Here is a 16,861-nt window from a genome sequence, read left to right as displayed (position 1 = left end):
TGGATAGACGAAATTCAGGAGGGACACCCATGCGGACGACGTATATGGCGAAGCCAAACGCCGTGGAACGCAAGTGGTACGTGATCGACGCGTCCGGCAAACGCGTCGGGCGTTTGGCGTCCGAGATCGCGTCCATTCTCCGCGGCAAGCATAAACCGGAGTTCACCCCGCACGTGGACACCGGCGATTTTGTGGTCGTCGTGAACGCCGACAAGGTGGTGTTCAGCGGCAACAAGCTCCACAAGAAGATCTATCGCCGTCACTCCGGATATCCGGGCGGGTTGAAAGAGATCCGGGCGATCGACCTCTTGAAGACGCACCCGGAGCGCGTGTTGTTCAACGCCGTGCGCGGCATGCTGCCGCACAACTCGTTGGGCCGCAAGCAGTTGACCAAGCTGAAGGTGTACGCCGGACCAAATCATCCGCATCAGGCCCAGCAGCCGATTCCTTGGGAATCTGCGAGCAACTAACGGAGGAGGGACTCTGCCATGGCACAGCTCCAATATCTTGGCACGGGCCGCCGCAAGCATTCCGTTGCTCGCGTGCGCCTGTTGCCTGGTGACGGCAAGATTGTGGTGAACCGGCGTGACGTCAACGACTACTTCGGATTGGAAACGCTGCGGCTGATTGTGAAGCAACCGCTTCTGCTGACGGACACGCTTGGCCGTTATGACGTATACGTGAACGTGTACGGGGGCGGCATCTCAGGGCAGGCAGGCGCCATCCGCCACGGGATTGCGCGGGCGCTGCTCAAGGTCGATCCGAACCTGCGCCCGGTCCTGAAGAAGGCCGGACTGCTGACTCGCGACGCGCGGATGAAGGAACGCAAGAAGTACGGCCTCAAGGCGGCTCGCCGCGCACCTCAGTTCTCGAAGCGCTGAGCTGGACGCCACAGCGACATCGGCGGCGCGGGCGTCTCACAGGGACCAAGCAAGCGGCACGAAGTGCTGGTATGGCACCGCGTGCCGCTTTTTTACGCACATGACGCACGCGAGGCTTGCGTAGACTTTATGGGGACAACACGACCGAGCGAGGTGTTGACCCTTGGGTGGAAGACGGACGGGCCTTCGTGCAAAGTGCCAATTGGCGGCAGCCATGTGCGCGTTCGCCGTTTGGGCGCTGCCCTGCGGGTCCGGCGGGATCGCGTATGCGGCGGAACCTGGGTTGGTTGGGCGGACCATCGTGATCGATGCCGGGCACGGAGGACCGGACGGAGGTGCCAAGGGGGTCAACGGGGAAGTGGAGAAGACCGTGACGCTGGCCGTCGCGCTGAAGGTGGCCGAGTTGCTGCGGCAAGCGGGGGCCGACGTGCACTTGACCCGTACCAGCGACGACGATCTCGCCTCCGATGAAGACACTGCCCAGCGGAGGCGACATCAATCGGATCTCCGGAATCGCACGCGTTTTGTCCAATCCCACGACCCGGACGCCTTCGTCAGCATTCACTGCAACAGCGCCCCCTCCCCAGCCTGGCGCGGGGCGCAGACGATCTACATGGACGGCAATCCGGAAGGGGAACGGCTGGCCAAGATCATGCAGGACCATTTCCGACAACAATTGTTGCCCACCAAGCGGGAGGCGGAGGACATGAGCACGCTGTACCTCCTCAAACGCATCGACGGGCCTGCTGTCCTGGCGGAGATCGGATTCTTGTCGAATCCGGACGAGGCCTACCACCTGGTTCAGAACGGCTATCAAGAGGCGGTCGCGTTGGCGATCTACACGGCGCTGCTTGAGTACTTCGGCACGCCGACAGATGACCCGTCATGAGGCGACGGCGTGGGCGATTCATCGGGCGTCCGCGGCAGCGATCCCGCCCGGCGGCCGGGACCCTGGCGAGCATCGGGGCCGCGCTCTGCACCGCCATCGCCGCCTGGGGACTGTACGACCTCTTCGACAACTCCTCCGAGGTGCGGGACGCCCGCCCCGCGGTGGCCGCGGATACGCCCCCGCCTCGATTGACGCTGCAGCGCACGAACTGGGTCTGGCAGGATCATCCTGTCTACCGGTTGACGAACGCGTCCTCCTCCACCCTGTCCAATGTCCACGTCTACAGTTGGAGCGGGGAGAAACTCCCGGTGCTTGCCATCGGCCTGCAGCCGCCGACCGACGTAACCACGACGCACCCGCTTCAGCACCCGCCTTTCGAGCTCAGACCAGGACAGTCCGTGTGGGTCGCCGGACCTGCAGCATCCGACCCGCAACCCTTTACGGTGACCTGGATGGCCTCCGGACGTTTCACGTACGCGATCCTGCGCGACACCGGGGAGGCCACCCAGCGACTCCCAGGCGGGTAACCGTGGATTGCGGTTTGGCAAGGGTTCACTCCATGATGTACACTGAGAGGGAATGTCAGGCTGCCAAAGGGGGCGAGGGTCACATGGTCACCAAGGAGCAGATTCTGGACACGCTCCGTGACGTCGAAGACCCTGAAGTGCATAGAAGTATCGTCGATTTGGATATGGTGAAGCGGATCGAGGTGGACGGGGATCGCGTGGAAGTGGAGGTGCTGTTGACCGTCACCGGCTGTCCGCTCCGGACGACCATTGAGCGGTCGGTGCGGGAGCGCCTCTTGGCCTTGGAAGGCGTGCGGGATGTCGAGGTGGTCATCGGGACCATGAGTGACGAACAACGCGCCCAGTTCGCAGCGAAACTGCGTGGAGGCAAGGAACCCCAGACCCTCCCGCCGTTGCTTCAGCCCGACAGCGGCGTCACCTTCCTGGCTGTGGCGTCCGGCAAAGGGGGCGTCGGGAAGTCGACCGTGACGGCCAATTTGGCTCGTGCGTTGGCTCGGGAAGGCCTCCGCGTCGGATTGGTGGACGCGGATATCTACGGCTTCAGCATCCCAAGCATCTTTGGGATCGCAGAGCGCAAACCGACGGTGATCAACGACCTCATCCTGCCGATTGAAGTCAACGGCGTCAAATTGATCTCCATGCATTTCTTCGTGCCGGAGAATCAACCGGTGGTGTGGCGCGGGCCGATGCTCGGGAAAATGCTCAGGAATTTCTTCGGGGAAGTCCACTGGGGCGACCTGGACGTGATGTTGCTCGATCTCCCTCCCGGCACCGGCGACATCGCGCTCGACGTCCATCAACTGTTGCCGAAGAGCAAAGAGTTGATCGTGACGACACCGCAGGCCAACGCTGCGGAGGTCGCCGTGCGCGCCGGCGTGATGGGTTTGCGGACCAACCATGAGATCGTCGGTGTGGTCGAAAACCTCTCCTACTTCGTCTGCCCGTGCTGCGGAGAGAAGACGTATTTGTTCGGCCGGGACGGCGGCCGGCACGTGGCTGAGGCGCTGCGCACCGAACTGTTGGCCGAGATCCCTGTCGCCGATTTGTCGGGCGGCAGCCGCGCACTCTTTGCGGACGACACGCCTCAGGGCGAGGCATACCGCCAGTTGGCTCGCCGGGTCATTGACCGGGCGGGGCTGGCAGCTGCCGCGGCGTCCCGTTGAACCCCCGATCCGACACCAAACAACGTCCGCCTGCCCGGAGGCGGACGTTTTTTCACCTACCGCTCTGACCTCCGCCCTGGCCGCCTCCCTGGCCTCCGCCTTGACCGCCTTCATTCTGGCCCTGACCGGTTTTGGCGCCCATCTGCTGGATGGAGTCGGCGACCGCACGCTTGAGGGCGTCCTCAAACTGCGTTCGGAAGGACGGCGTCTGCAGGGCGTCCGTCATCACCTTCATGATTTGGCCTCGAAATTCGGGTGTCTGCATCAGGTCTTGGAGGTGCTGCGAGAACTCGGGCGATTTGAGCAGGACCAGCATGTCCTTCTGGTACTGCGGGTCCTTCAACAACTGCTTTTGCATTTGAATCAGTTCGGGTTGAATCGACTTCGCCAGCGTGGCCGCAAATTGCGGGTCCTTGGCCTGCTGCGCCAGGAACGATTGGTTCTTTTGGTTCTGCAGCTGTTTTTCCAGCGCCTGCGCCAGATCCGCTTCGGACAGGGCGAGCTTCTGTTTTGTCGACGGATCCTGAAGGGCTTCGGCGATGGCGCTCCTCCCCTCCGCCGAATGGAGGATGTCGACCACCATCTGTTTGGTCGTGCCGTAGTCCTGTTGGCCTGCGGCGCTGACGTCCGCACCCATGCCGCCGCCACAGCCCGCGCCGAGCAGCAGCGCGATGGCCAAAGGAACCCACCGGACGCGTGATCCGGTCATGAAGTCTCACCCCACTGTCACGGGAATACCGGAAGTATGCGCGAGGTGGTGGCTCGTTATACGGTTTGTACCCAAGCAGGGTATCGGGTATGATGGAGGCGACGGGGAGGCTTACACATGCGTCTGAACCGCTTGATGTTTCTGATCGCCACCACGGTGTTGCTGGGCGCGGGGGCTGGCATCCTGACGACCGCCACGGGTTGGTGGCTGCACGTCCCGTGGTTCGCCGGGATGGTGTCGGGCGCCTTTTTTGCGACGACCAGCCTGATGGGATTCTGGGCTTATCTCACCCTCAATTTCGTCGCCCGCGTGACGCTGCCCCGCCGCGTCTGGCGTTGGGCACAGGCGTTGGTGCTGGCGATCGTCCTGTATGACATGCTGTACTGGCGGTATCACCTGCACGCGGCCTCCGCCGGGGAAGACCCCGCGCTGTTCTGGACCTCGTTCTGGCAGGGATTGTGGCCGCTGGCGCCGGCCCTGGCAGGGGCCTTCGCCAAGCAGCGGTTGTCCGGCAAGGGCAGTTTTCTGCCGGCCCTGTTCTTCCTTTATGTGTTCACGATCCTCGACTCGCTGCCGTTTATCTGGCTACAGTACGGGTGGTCCCAGTCCAGCTCGCTGGTGAATCAGACGCTGCTGGTCGTGATGGCGTGCAATCTGTACCTGATCCTCGTCTTTGGGAAACTGTTGAACCGGCCTGAGGGGGCGGGTTCATCCGTCATGGCGGAACCGATGGAGACAGGGCGCGATGGGACTTCCTGAACCGGTGGCCGAAGCGAGAGCGGTGGCCGCGACCCATCCGCCATGTCGAACAAGGATGGGGCGGAAGCCCCCCGAAGCCCGGGAGCCGGGAGGCATTCGGGCCGTACCGTCACTGGACGCTCGATTTGACATCCGCCATCGCCAGCAGCTCGGAGACCGTCACAAACTGGTATCCCTGAGCCCGCAGGCCGGCAATGATCTGGGGCAGCGCCTCGACGATCTGCTTGGACGAGTCACTGGCGTGCATGAGGATGATGTCTCCCGGGACGACTCGTTTCAGGACCCGGTCTCGGATGGCCTGGACGCCGGGGTTCTTCCAGTCGAGGGAATCGGTGTTCCACTGGATCACCGTGTACCCCAGGTCATTCAGACACTGGATGACGCGGGGATTGATGTCTCCGTTGGGCGTCCTGATCAACTTCGTCTTCACGCCGGTGACCTGTTGGATGGCTTTCTCCGACAGTCCCACCTGTTGAACGATCCAGGAGTTTGGATAATTGGAGAAATCCTTGTGCAGGTGGCCGTGATTGCCGATCTCGAATCCCATCCGGTGGATCCGCTTGGCGATCTCGGGGTGCCGGAGCGTCCAGGGCCCACTCAGGAAGAACGTCGCCTTGGTGACTTTCTCTCGCTCCAACACATCCAGTACCGGTTCGGGGACCTTGTTTCCCCAGGAGATGTCGAACGTCAACGCGACCACTTTCTTATCGGTGTCCACCTTGTACACAGCTTGGGGCTTTTCCGCCGCAAACGCCGGGGTCTGCCCGGATACGGCGTACAGTACCCACATGAACAGGGCGATCACCGCGGTCAGCGCGAACATGCGCCTTCCTTGCCGCATGTGCTTCCCTCCTTTTCGGGCTCAGCCCGGACGTCTGAGCACAGTGTATGCGGCCGGTACATGCCCTATACAACTTGGCACAACTGCCAAGACGGTGAGGAGATGGAACGTCCGTGCAACCGGTGAAACGCCGTCTGTTTTGGTGGTTATGGGCTTTGGCGGCCGCGGTCCTCGCCGCCGGGTTCATCAGCGGCTACACCTCCCCAGGCCAGTTCGGGCACGCCCTTGCGCCCACCTTGGAAAAGCTCCAGCAGCTGGCCGAGTCCTCGCGGACCGGCGGTGGTTCGGGGATCGGCATGTGGACCGTGTTCATCAACAATGCGCTCGTGGCTCTCCTGTTGTTGGCCACCGGCGTCTTCGCCGGCGTAATACCCGTTCTGGTGCTGTGGTTTAACGGGTTGTTGATCGGGTACGTCGTCCAGGTGGGTGCCTCACACCTGGGTGTTTCCGCGTGGCGGGTGTTGGTGTACTCGATGCTCCCCCACGGAGTCTTTGAGTTGGCTGGCCTGCTGTGGGCCGCCAGTTGGGGATTGTATCTGGGATACGTCGCGGTCTACGGCGTAGCAGACCGCATCCGGGCGGTGCTGCCCGGAATGCGCGGGGGTCCGCGGCCAAAACTTCGCAGAGAGCTGGCGCGCGCGTGTGTGCGCATTCCAGGCATCCTCACCCTGTTGGCGGTGGCGGCCTGGGTCGAGACCACCCTGACCCCGGCCATCATGGGACGGGGTTTGCCGCTGCATTGACGGACTAGTACCGGAGGCACGCCTTGACGCCCGTCCAATTGTAAGAAACAATGGGAAGGAACACGGTCACAGTCCGTCAAGCTGGGTGGCGCCGATGAATGCGTGGTTGAACGTGCTGTCCAAATTCAATGTCCTGAACGCCATCGACATCCTGATTGTCGCGTTCGTGCTGTACCGGCTGCTTCTCATGATCCGGGGGACGCGCGCGGTCCCACTGCTCAAGGGCGTCGTGGTGATCCTGGTGGCCACCGCGCTCAGTTCGGCGCTTCACCTGGAAGCGCTCAATTGGCTCCTGAACAAAATCATCACCATCGGGGTCGTCGCGATTCCGATTGTGTTTCAGCCCGAACTCCGACGGGCCTTGGATCAGCTCGGCCGGGGCGGGTTTTTTTCGATTTCGTTGACGGCCGATCGCGCGGACGCGCAGCAACAGACCATCGCCGAGGTGGTCAAGGCGACTCAGGTCCTCTCGAAGACGAAGATCGGCGCTTTGTTGGTCATTGAACGGAAGACTGGCCTGTCCGAGTACGCCGAGACCGGGACGCAGATTGAAGGCCTGGTATCCTCCGAGTTGCTCATCAACACGTTCATCCCCAACACGCCGTTGCACGACGGCGCGGTGGTGATCCGGGGCAACCGCATCGTCTCCGCAGGGTGCTTTTTGCCTCTGACGGACAACCGGGATCTCAACCGCGAACTCGGCACACGGCATCGCGCGGCCATCGGCGTCACGGAGCAGACGGACGCGATCGCCGTGGTCGTCTCGGAAGAGACCGGCAAAGTATCCTTGGCGGTGGACGGCGTCCTGACGCGCGGACTGCAGGAGGCGGACCTGCACGAGCTGCTCGCCAGCCTCCTCCTTCCTAAGCGCTCCAGCCGCTTGCACTTCCTGCACCGAAAGGCGGAGTCGTGACGTGGACCGGTTTTTGAACAGCAACGCCTTTCTCCGCGTGATCGCCTTGGTGATGGCGTGCGTTCTGTGGTTGTCGGTGAACGCGCCAGGGAATTCGGGGGGCGTGGCCGGGGGACCGGTGGTCAAATCCTTTCCCTATCCCGTCCGGGTTCAGGTATCTCCTGACATGACGGTGACGAGCATCGACAACCCGACCGTCATGGTCGAAATCGCCACGGACGCGGTCAATGTGTCGAGCTTGACAGCGCAGATGCTGGGGGTCTCCGTGGTGGCGGACGCGCGCGGTCTGTCCGCTGGGCGCCACGAGCTGCGCTTGGCGGCGACCGGAATGCCGCCGGTCCGATACTCCATCAATCCGCCCGTGGTGACGGTGAACCTGGACCACAAGGTCGTATCGGTGGTCGATGTTCAGGTGACGACGACCGGGAAGCCGGCGGCGGGATACGAGGCCGGCCCAGCGACTGCTGACCTGCAGGCGGCGCAGGTGTCCGGGGCGCAGTCGGCCGTTGCACAGGTGGACCACCTGGAGGCAGCCGTCCCCATCGACGGCGCCAAGGCGGCGGTGACTCGTACGGTAGAACTGAAACCCGTCACCGCTGCCGGGGCGCCGGTGGCCGGCGTCGAGGTCAACCCGCCGACGGGCACGGTGACCGTGCAGATTCGGCCCAAATCGGTGACGGCGCACCTGGTGCCGGAGATCAGAGGCAGCCCGGCGGACGGGTACGCGGTGGCGGGTGTCCGCCTCAATCCAGCAGACGTTCGGCTGCGGTTGGGGGAGGACGCGGCCATCGGGATCGACACCGTGCAGGTCCCGGTCGATGTCAGCGGGCTCACCCGCACGAAGACGTGGACGGTGCACATCCCCTTGCCTGCGGGGGCCAGCTCGGCAGACCCATCCGAGGTCACCGTCACGGTGGAGGTGGATAAGGGCGCACAGCGAACGTTCCACGGGCTTCCGATGACCGTGACCAACGTTCCGGCTGGACTGCGAGCGTCCGCGGTGACTCCGGCGACGGTCGACCTGACGGTGACGGGCCCAGCCACAGTGGTGGACAGGATGGCCGATTCGAGTCTCCATGCGTACGTGGACGCTTCCGGGCTGGCGGCAGGGACCCATACCTTGACGCCGAAGGCGGAGGTGCCTGAATGGGTCCGGGTATCGGATTGGGCGCCATCCGCTGTCCAATTGCAATTGCAGCCCGTCCGTCCCTGACCCCCCTCCCTGCATGCCCCGGTTGCCGTCAAACCTTGGCCTGTGGCACAATGATGGGGGCTTGAAGGGAGCGAAGGACTGTTGGGCAAATGGTTTGGTACCGATGGGGTGCGCGGGGTGGCCAACCGGGACCTGACCCCGGAGTTGGCCTTCCGACTGGGGCGTATTGGGGCGTATGTGCTCGCGAAGGAAGGAACCGGGGGCCGCGTCGTCATCGGCAAGGACACGCGGATCTCGAGCGATATGCTGGAGGCCGCGCTGGTCAGCGGGGTTCTGTCGATGGGCGTGGACGTGTTGCGCCTGGGCGTCATCAGTACGCCCGGCGTCGCGTATCTCACGCGCCATCTGAATGCCGACGCGGGCGTGATGATCTCCGCTTCCCACAATCCGGTGGAGGACAACGGGATCAAGTTCTTTGGGGCGGATGGATTCAAACTTTTAGATCAAGCGGAAGATGAGATAGAGCGTTGGCTCGGTGAGGCAGAGGATCACCTGCCCCGTCCGGTGGGTTCAGGAGTCGGGCGGGTGTACGACGAACCTGCGGAAGACGAGTACGTTCGATTCCTGGCGGGGACGGTCCGCCATCGGATGGACGGGCTGAAGGTGGTGCTGGACTGCGCGAACGGTGCCGCGAGCCGCATCGCCCCGAGGGTATTTCGCCAACTGGGGGCGGAGGTCACCGTGCTCAACGACCAGCCTGACGGGGTGAACATCAATGTGGGGTGCGGATCGACCCATCCACAGGTGGTTCAACGGGCGGTGCTCGACGCCGGGGCGGACGTGGGACTTGCGTTTGACGGGGACGCGGATCGTGTGATCGCGGTCGATCACACCGGACAGGTGATAGACGGCGACTTTATCCTGGCCGTCTGCGGCAGGGCATTAAAGGCGCAGGGCCGTCTGAAAGGCGATACGGTCGTCGCCACCGTGATGAGCAATCTCGGATTTGTGAAGGCGATGGAGAACCTGGGCATCCGGGTGCAGACCACGCGCGTGGGCGATCGCTATGTGATGGAGGCGATGCGCGAGGGCGGATACGTGCTCGGGGGGGAGCAGTCCGGCCACGTCATCTTCCTCGATCACACGACGACGGGGGACGGGGTGCTGACGGCACTCCAACTGGTCGACGTCATGATGGCCAGCAGGCAGCCACTGGCGGAGCTCAGCCTGGTCATGACGCGCTACCCGCAGCTGCTGGAAAATGTCCGCGTCCGCGACAAGGCAGCGTGGCGGAGCAATGCCCGCATCCAGGAAGCGATTCGGCGCGCCGAGCAGGAACTGGGGGACGATGGCCGGGTGCTGGTGCGGGAGTCGGGGACGGAACCCCTGGTACGCGTGATGGCGGAAGGGCCGGATCCGGACCTGCTCAAGGCGTGTGTCGCGCAGATTGTGCGCGTGGTTCGACAGGAATTGGGAGGCGCCTGAGAGGATGGCGCAGAGAGGCGCTCACGCAGGCCGGGCGTGCCGCGGGGGCGCCTTTTTCGAAACGGACGGGCCATGGCGGACGGGCCCCTGCAGGGTCCTCTGCGGCGGTCAGGGAATAGCTTGACATATGGTATTGCGCGTGAAAGGGGGGATGCCGGGAGAGAAGGACGCGGAAGGATGTGAGATTGGGCAAGGACGTGCGCCGGTGAATCTGGGACGCCGGGGCATGAGACAAGCGCCTGGACTGTGCGCTCCGCGAGTACCTCGGGGTGCCGCGGATCGGCACAGTTGACGCGGAGGAGGTCAGCGAACCATTCGGCGGGTGCCTCCCGGTGTGTGCCGCACCGCGAGCGAAGCCCGAAAGCCGCCGGGCGACCGGCGGGACAAGGGTGAGCAGGCGAATGAGGAGGAATACGGAATCGATGTGCGGAATCGTGGGATATGTCGGGCCGCGCGCGGTGCGCAGCGTGATCGTCGAAGGACTGCGCAAGCTGGAGTACCGTGGATATGACTCGGCGGGCATCGCCACACTGGATGGCGGCGTCTTGCGGACCGTGAAAGCGGTCGGGCGGTTGGCGAACCTGGAGGAAAAGCTGGCGGATGGCGAGGCGGGCGGCCACATCGGCATCGGACACACGCGGTGGGCGACGCACGGCCGGCCGTCCGATGAAAACGCGCATCCGCATCAGGACTGCAGCGGGCGATTCGCCATCGTGCACAACGGGATCATCGAGAACTATCTGAGTTTGCGCGAGGAACTGTTGGCGCGCGGGCACCAGTTCAAATCCGAAACGGATACGGAAGTCGTGGCACACCTGATTGAGGAGCTGTACAAAGGGGACCTGTTCCAGACCATGCTGGACGTGGCGAAGCGCCTCCGCGGCGCGTACGCCCTCGTGGTGCTGGCCAAGGACCACCCGGACACGCTCGTGGCGGTGCGCCGGTCGAGCCCGATCATCGTCGGTCTGGGTGACGGAGAGAACTTCGTCGCTTCCGACATCCCGGCCATCCTGTCGTACACCCGGGACGTGTACGTCCTCGAGGACGGGGAGTTGGCGGTCGTCCGGGCAGACGGTGTGTCGATCCACACGTTTGACGGGGAGCCGGTGACCAGCAAGCAGGTCCTGCATGTGACCTGGGACGCGGTGGCGGCGGAGCGGGGCGGTTATCCCCATTTCATGCTCAAGGAGATCTACGAGCAGCCGCGGGCCATCCGGGACACGCTGACAGGCCGGATCGCCGAGGACCTGTCCCGCGTCACGCTGCCGGAACTGAGCTGGAGCGATGATTTTGTGCAGGCCATCGATCGCGTGCACATCGTCGCCTGCGGCACTTCGTGGCACGCCGGGTTGGTCGGCAAGGCGGTGATGGAGAAACTCACGAGGATCCCGGTGGATGTGGAGATCGCCTCGGAGTACCGGTACCGTGATCCCATTGAGACAGCGGGGACGCTCGTCGTTGTCATCAGCCAGTCGGGCGAGACGCTGGACACGCTGGCGGCGCTGCGCGATGCCAAAGCCAGAGGGCGGCACGTGCTCGCCATCACCAACGTCGTCGGCAGTTCCGTGGCCCGCGAGGCGGACGACGTCATCATCACCTGGGCGGGGCCGGAGATCGCGGTGGCATCGACAAAAGCGTACACCACCCAGTTGGTGGTCCTCTACCTGCTGGCGGTGTATCTGGGTCAGCGGCGCGGCACGCTGGAGGATGCCAACGCGAAACAGATCCTGGCGGCGTTGGCCGAGCTGCCCATGGCCGCGGAGCAGGTGTTGGACACGGCACCGCAGGTGGAGCGCTTCGCCCGGGAGTGGGCAGACGCCCGCGACACGTTCTTCATCGGCCGGGGGATCGACTATGCGATGGCCCTTGAAGGGGCGCTGAAGCTCAAGGAGATCTCGTACATCCACGCGGAGGCGTACGCGGCCGGCGAGCTGAAGCACGGCACCCTGGCGCTGATCACCGAAGGGGTTCCTGTGATCGCCCTGGCGACGCAGACCGACCTGTACGAGAAGACCCTGAGCAACATCAAGGAGGTCAAGGCGCGCGATGCCTTCGTCCTCGGGGTGGCGTTCGCGGGTGACGAGGAGATGCGCCACTCGGTCGACGAGGTGCTGTACGTACCGAGGACGCTGCCGCTGCTCGCGCCGGTGATCACCGTGATCCCGCTGCAACTCCTGGCCTATTACGCCGCCGTGGCGCGCGGGAACGATGTCGACAAGCCGCGTAACCTGGCGAAGAGCGTCACGGTGGAGTGAAAGCGTCCATCGGAGAGGAAGTCAAATGTGGATGACCCCTATAGATGAGACTAACGATATCCTCACGAGCGATTGAGTAAGACCGGTGAAATCAAATGAGACGTTTTTCTTTCCCGCCAGACCCGAGCGTTCGTCTTGCGGATTTTCGTTCGAGCCTTGATTATCGAAGACATCGGCGCCGAAATCAACGACGATCAGAGTTGGCTTAAGAAGTTGCCTTCTCGGGTCCCAACACTTCGGGAACTTCGGCAGACGTTGGAGGGCCTTCTTCGCCCAGGGGCGTTCTCCTACTTCGGAGAGAGCGCAGTAGAACATCCGGACGGATGGACGTTCCGATTCGACGCTGTGGGCTTCGTCCGTTCACAAGAGATGCTCAACGGCTCCTGGTGGGCTGACTGGCAAGCATCGACGTGCCCAGTCTTACTCATGCAAGGGGAAAGAAGTCCAGTCTTGAGCTGGGCACATGCGCAAGAGATGGTGAGACGAAGACCGAACACAACGCTTCGGCAATTTCCTGGCTGTGGACATTCGATTCGTAACGGAGACCCAGTTGGCTACCTGGAGGCAGTAAGACGTTTCCTAGCAACGCTTTAACCACGAAAGCCCCGCCCGTGCTGGCGGGGCTTTTGCGTCCCCGCAGCGGTCACACCAACTGCCGGATGCCAATGACCATCAGGACGACACCCGCCAGGATGCCTCCGTATGTCCCGAGCACCCGGGAGACCAGGGTGTGCGCCAGCCGGTTGCCCAGCCATAAGCACAGGTATCCCCACACGCTGATGCTCAGGGAGATGGTCCAGGTCGGCAGAGACGTGGTCAGGGACGCACTGGCGCCGCTGGCCACGTTGGTGGCGGAGAGCGCCACGCCCAACGCGATCCCTTCCCGCCAGCCCGGGGGAGCCAACGGCGGCCGGATCGCGGCCTCCGGCAGCCGGGCGCTGGAACACAACAGATACCACCCCAGCCCGCACAGGACGAGGCAGGCGGCCATCTGAACCCATACCAGCGGCACCCAGGCGGCCAGGGCAGTTCCCGCCCACGCCCCAGTGACCGAAGACGCGAACCCAATGCCATTGACGATGCCATTGACCCAGTGGGGGAACCGAATACCGGCGCTGCCGTAGGCCGCTCCCACCCCCGTGTTGTCGATGTTCGATCCGATGCCGATCACGCTGACGAGCGCCAGGCACGACAATAGATGCGGCCATCCGTCCATCCGCCTCACCCTTCCCCCGGATCGCTCCGGCCTGCCTTTCCACAGGTCAATCCATTCGATGGGAAACGGGCTTGTCGCCGTGTGGACGACCGGCTAGGGCTAATCCATCAGTCCGCGAATCGACCGTTCTGGTAATCGTCGATGGCCTGGAGGATCTCCGCCCGTGTGTTCATGACGAACGGCCCGTACGCGGCCACCGGCTCGTGCAGCGGCTGGCCCGCATACAACAGCGCGTGCAGGGGTTCCACCGCCTGGATGGCGATCTCGCTCTCCGGCGCGTCGGTCCGCCCCAGCCAAAGGACCTGGCCCTTTCCGCCGATCTGCGCGTCGGCGCCGAAGCGCCCGCGGCCTTCCAGGATGTACAGGAACCCGTTGTAGTCCCCGGGCAGGTCCTGGACGAAGCGGCCCCCGGCGTCGAGGTGGATGTCCACCATGGTCACCGGGGCGTGGTTCTTCGTGGGCGCCTGGATCCCGCCAGAAGAGCCGGAGAACACCCGCCCCCAGCCGCCTTCCACGCGGCGGACAGGCATGTCCTTCGCCAACAGGTTCTGATACCTGGGTTCTGTCATCTTGTGTGACCTTGGGAGATTCACCCACAGCTGCAGGCTGTGCACCGTCTCGCCCGGCGCCGGGTCCTCTTGGTGAATGACCCCGCGCCCGGCGGTCATCCACTGCACGTCGCCGGGGCCGAGTTCGCCGGAACCGTTCTTATTGTCGTAATGCCGCAGATGGCCTTCGATCACGTAGGTCACCGTCTCGATGCCCCGGTGCGGATGCAGGTCGAAGGTGCCCGACTGGAACCAGTCTTCCGCCAGGAGCAGGAACGGATCGAACGCGTCCCAATGGCCGGGCTCGAGCACCATGGCCGCCGTGTGGATGGGGCTTTGCCGGCGCACCTCGGGCGTCCAGGCCCGTTCGATCCGCCGCTGTGCGACTGCTTGTTGTGACATGCGCTTCACCTCCAGTGGGATGCGGAAGCAGGCCCGTGGTCGTGATCCAGATCAGGTTTCCGCACCTGAGCGCAGTATAGCACATCCGAACTAAAAGTAAGAAACTATATTCACGGAATCCCGGTCGACGCGTGTCGCAGAGGAAGAAATCGGGGAACCTGTGGCCAGGAGGTGACGGCGATGGAAAGATCCCGGGATGGGGAGGGGATTCGCTGGCGAAATGCCGTGTGGTCGGTGCTGGCGATGTTGGTCGGTGAGGACGTGTTGGAGGCTTCTGTCCGCCCCGTCGCTCCAAAAGACGCGGAAGGGGCGCCGGAGCCCGTTGCGGATCTTGAATAGGCGTTTGTACACCAATTCATATATAATCGGAGGTAGAACCTGCATCTGGATGGATGTATTGGAGGAGGATGCACGTGCTGTACACGGTAGCGGGAGAAGTGGCAGGTGACCGCCAACGGTGGTTGCTGGACGGGCTCCATCGGTTGTTACAAGGGCGGGGATATCAGTTTGTGGAACCGGGTCAGCCGGACATCCGATTGGTATTGAATTTTATCGATCCAGACCGGCCGCGTCCGTACCGCCGGATGGCCCAGGCGACGTACGTGGTGTCCATCGCCGCGGTGGACAAACACCCAGACAACGTCCTGCACGCTGCCTATCCGCTGATGGTGCGCTCACTCGCAAATCTGATGATGTACACGGTCGACGGCCCGGACGGATTCCATACATACTTTGTGACACTGGAACAGGGTTGCTACAAGATCCCGTATCAGGCGGGGGACGACGGGGGGTACTTTGAGCGGGTGTTCAAACGCCTGGAGCCGCTGGCGACGTCCAACCTGATCATCAACAACGACTTTCACCCCGATCTGCCCGAGGACCTGTGGGAGGGCGACGAGATCACCGAGCAGGTCAGCCGCGCCGCGCGCAAAATTGATGAGATGAACCTGTGGCCTGCGCCGTTTCCCATCCAGGAGATCCTCTCGCCGGAGGACATGCGCCACGTCAAGCGGCTGTACGGGATCGGGGGCTTGAGCTACGGGAATCTGAGCGCCCGCAAGGACTCGCGCCGCTTCTGGATGAGCGCCAGCGGGGTGAACAAGGCCAACCTGCGGACCATCGGCCAGGACATCTTGTTGGTGAAGGATTTCGATGCGGAACAGAAGGCCATGCAGCTCAGCGTGCCGCCGCATGTGACGCCGCGTCGGGTGTCGGTGGACGCGATTGAACACTGGATGATCTACACGGAACACCCGCAGGTGGGGGCCATCGTCCACATCCACGCCTGGATTGAGGGGATCCCGTCGACGGAAATCAATTACCCGTGCGGCACCGTGGAACTGGCGCGCGCGGTTGCGGAACAGGTCCGGCGGGCCGAGGATCCGTCGCGCGCCATCGTCGGTCTGAAGAACCACGGCATGACCATCACTGGCCCCGACTTGGACGACATCTTCGAGCGCATCGAGGGGAAGGTCATCCCGCAGGTGCCGATGTCGTGACGCCCTCCTGAACCTCTTCCTCCCGCGCCGCACGCCGTGCGGCGCGGTGCTGCTCCGTTACACGTCGGACCGTCTGGTTCCATCCGCGCACCGTCCAGCGGTAGTAGGCGTCGAGCAGCGACGGGAACGCCCTCGACAGCCTCGCCGCCACGCCGAAGCGGCGCGGAACCACCCACTCTTTCTTTCGCCGCAGGACCGCCTTCACCACCCCTTCGGCTGCTTCGTCCGCCGTCAGGACGGGGACGCCGAGGGGCAGGCGGTACATGTCTTGATGCAGATGACCCTCAATCAGCGCTGTGTCCACGGGACCCGGGGCAATCAGCGACACGACGATGCCCTCGGGATGCAGCTCCTGCCGCAGCGACAACGCCAGGCCGTGCAGGGCGTGCTTCGGCGCCGCGTAGGCGGCGAAGAACGCCGGCGTGCAGGGGACGGACAGGGAAGAGATGAACGCGATGCACTTGCGGCGGCCCTGCCGGAGAAGCGGCAGAAACGCTTGCACCGCATGGACAGCTCCCCAGTAGTTGATGTCCATCGCTTGGCGCGCCCGCGGAAGATCGAGCGCTTCCACCGGCGCGAGGTAGAAGACCGCCGCGCCGTACACCAGGACGTCGACGCGGCCGTATCGGGCCGCGACCTCCTCGGCGAGCCGGTTGACCGCCACCGGATCGGACACGTCGGCGGGGATGGCCACGGCTTCACCGCCTAGCCGGCGGATATCTGCCGCAGCCGCTTCCAACGCGTCCCGTCCGCGGGCGACCAAGACGACGCGCGCGCCGCGCGCCGCGAAGCGAAGGGCGCTGGCTTTGCCGATGCCCCCCGAGCCGCCGATCAGGACCACCACTTCATCTCGCATGTCCTGCATGTCGGTCACCTCC

At 63.9% G+C, this 16,861-nt stretch carries 19 protein-coding genes; 14 read left to right on the top strand and 5 right to left on the bottom strand.

Annotated features, from left to right (window positions below; genetic code table 11):
* Positions 1-29 precede the first annotated feature (29 nt).
* From rplM to N687_RS0110705, 5 genes are all read left to right on the top strand, one after another.
* A complete protein-coding gene (gene rplM / locus N687_RS0110725; protein ID WP_029421849.1) occupies positions 30-470 on the top strand; it encodes a 50S ribosomal protein L13 in 441 nt (146 codons plus the stop codon).
* Positions 471-488: 18 nt separating this feature from the next.
* Entirely contained in the window at positions 489-881 is a 393-nt protein-coding gene (rpsI, locus tag N687_RS0110720; RefSeq protein ID WP_029421848.1) for a 30S ribosomal protein S9, read from the top strand.
* Between the two features lie 163 nt (positions 882-1,044).
* Positions 1,045-1,770, top strand: a complete 726-nt coding sequence (locus N687_RS0110715) for an N-acetylmuramoyl-L-alanine amidase (protein ID WP_156040116.1) — start codon at positions 1,045-1,047, stop codon at positions 1,768-1,770.
* Positions 1,767-2,297 (top strand): hypothetical protein, encoded by a 531-nt coding sequence (locus N687_RS22210; protein ID WP_051663158.1) that lies wholly within the window; start codon positions 1,767-1,769, stop codon positions 2,295-2,297. The genes N687_RS0110715 and N687_RS22210 overlap by 4 nt, the downstream gene beginning before the upstream one ends.
* Positions 2,298-2,380: 83 nt before the next feature.
* The gene (locus N687_RS0110705) at positions 2,381-3,460 is read left to right on the top strand and encodes an Mrp/NBP35 family ATP-binding protein (protein WP_029421845.1); all 1,080 of its coding nucleotides are present in this window, start codon (positions 2,381-2,383) and stop codon (positions 3,458-3,460) included.
* 52 nt (positions 3,461-3,512) lie between these two features.
* On the opposite strand, the gene gerD is transcribed toward N687_RS0110705, so the two are convergent.
* Positions 3,513-4,169 (bottom strand): spore germination lipoprotein GerD, encoded by a 657-nt coding sequence (gene gerD / locus N687_RS0110700; protein WP_156040115.1) that lies wholly within the window; start codon positions 4,167-4,169, stop codon positions 3,513-3,515.
* A 117-nt stretch (positions 4,170-4,286) separates the two neighbouring features.
* On the opposite strand from gerD, the gene N687_RS0110695 reads away from it, so the two are divergent.
* Complete coding sequence (locus tag N687_RS0110695; RefSeq protein ID WP_029421843.1) at positions 4,287-4,928, top strand: KinB-signaling pathway activation protein; 642 nt, start codon at positions 4,287-4,289, stop codon at positions 4,926-4,928.
* 109 nt (positions 4,929-5,037) lie between these two features.
* Here N687_RS0110695 and pdaB read toward each other — a convergent pair whose 3' ends face one another.
* Entirely contained in the window at positions 5,038-5,718 is a 681-nt protein-coding gene (gene pdaB / locus N687_RS0110690; RefSeq protein ID WP_419670158.1) for a polysaccharide deacetylase family sporulation protein PdaB, read from the bottom strand.
* Positions 5,719-5,882: 164 nt separating this feature from the next.
* Here pdaB and N687_RS0110685 point away from each other — a divergent pair, with 164 nt between their 5' ends.
* The 6 genes from N687_RS0110685 to N687_RS25500 all read left to right on the top strand — a co-directional run bounded on the left by N687_RS0110685 (position 5,883) and on the right by N687_RS25500 (position 12,912).
* Positions 5,883-6,512: a stage II sporulation protein M gene (locus N687_RS0110685; protein WP_029421841.1), complete on the top strand. Its 630-nt coding sequence runs from the start codon at positions 5,883-5,885 to the stop codon at positions 6,510-6,512.
* Between the two features lie 94 nt (positions 6,513-6,606).
* Complete coding sequence (gene cdaA, locus N687_RS0110680; RefSeq protein WP_029421840.1) at positions 6,607-7,425, top strand: diadenylate cyclase CdaA; 819 nt, start codon at positions 6,607-6,609, stop codon at positions 7,423-7,425.
* A 1-nt stretch (position 7,426) separates the two neighbouring features.
* Positions 7,427-8,638 carry a YbbR-like domain-containing protein gene (locus N687_RS0110675; RefSeq protein WP_029421839.1) on the top strand — a complete coding sequence of 404 codons (1,212 nt, stop codon included), beginning with the start codon at positions 7,427-7,429 and terminating at the stop codon, positions 8,636-8,638.
* Between the two features lie 81 nt (positions 8,639-8,719).
* Positions 8,720-10,063: a phosphoglucosamine mutase gene (glmM, locus tag N687_RS0110670; protein WP_029421838.1), complete on the top strand. Its 1,344-nt coding sequence runs from the start codon at positions 8,720-8,722 to the stop codon at positions 10,061-10,063.
* Between the two features lie 422 nt (positions 10,064-10,485).
* Positions 10,486-12,318, top strand: coding sequence for a glutamine--fructose-6-phosphate transaminase (isomerizing) (gene glmS / locus N687_RS0110665; protein WP_029421837.1), 1,833 nt, complete (start codon positions 10,486-10,488; stop codon positions 12,316-12,318).
* A gap of 135 nt (positions 12,319-12,453) precedes the next feature.
* Entirely contained in the window at positions 12,454-12,912 is a 459-nt protein-coding gene (locus tag N687_RS25500; RefSeq protein WP_419670129.1) for an alpha/beta fold hydrolase, read from the top strand.
* Between the two features lie 49 nt (positions 12,913-12,961).
* Here the strand turns inward: N687_RS25500 and N687_RS0110660 are convergent, their stop codons facing one another.
* A complete protein-coding gene (locus N687_RS0110660) occupies positions 12,962-13,534 on the bottom strand; it encodes a manganese efflux pump MntP family protein (protein WP_029421836.1) in 573 nt (190 codons plus the stop codon).
* Positions 13,535-13,641: 107 nt separating this feature from the next.
* On the bottom strand, positions 13,642-14,484 hold the full coding sequence (locus tag N687_RS0110655; RefSeq protein ID WP_029421835.1) for a pirin family protein: 843 nt from the start codon (positions 14,482-14,484) through the stop codon (positions 13,642-13,644).
* A gap of 180 nt (positions 14,485-14,664) precedes the next feature.
* On the opposite strand from N687_RS0110655, the gene N687_RS23885 reads away from it, so the two are divergent.
* Both N687_RS23885 and N687_RS0110645 read left to right on the top strand, forming a co-directional pair.
* Positions 14,665-14,823 (top strand): hypothetical protein, encoded by a 159-nt coding sequence (locus tag N687_RS23885; RefSeq protein WP_156040114.1) that lies wholly within the window; start codon positions 14,665-14,667, stop codon positions 14,821-14,823.
* A 74-nt stretch (positions 14,824-14,897) separates the two neighbouring features.
* Entirely contained in the window at positions 14,898-15,983 is a 1,086-nt protein-coding gene (locus N687_RS0110645; protein ID WP_029421834.1) for a class II aldolase/adducin family protein, read from the top strand.
* Here the strand turns inward: N687_RS0110645 and N687_RS22205 are convergent.
* Positions 15,958-16,848: an SDR family NAD(P)-dependent oxidoreductase gene (locus tag N687_RS22205; protein ID WP_051663155.1), complete on the bottom strand. Its 891-nt coding sequence runs from the start codon at positions 16,846-16,848 to the stop codon at positions 15,958-15,960. The two genes, N687_RS0110645 and N687_RS22205, sit on opposite strands and share 26 nt — an antisense overlap.
* Positions 16,849-16,861 lie beyond the last annotated feature (13 nt).

It is taken from the genome of Alicyclobacillus macrosporangiidus CPP55, from assembly GCF_000702485.1.
GTDB lineage: Bacteria > Bacillota > Bacilli > Alicyclobacillales > Alicyclobacillaceae > Alicyclobacillus_H > Alicyclobacillus_H macrosporangiidus_B.
The sequence above is the reverse complement of the archived record's forward strand: the minus strand, read 5'-3'. Positions and strand labels throughout refer to the sequence as shown.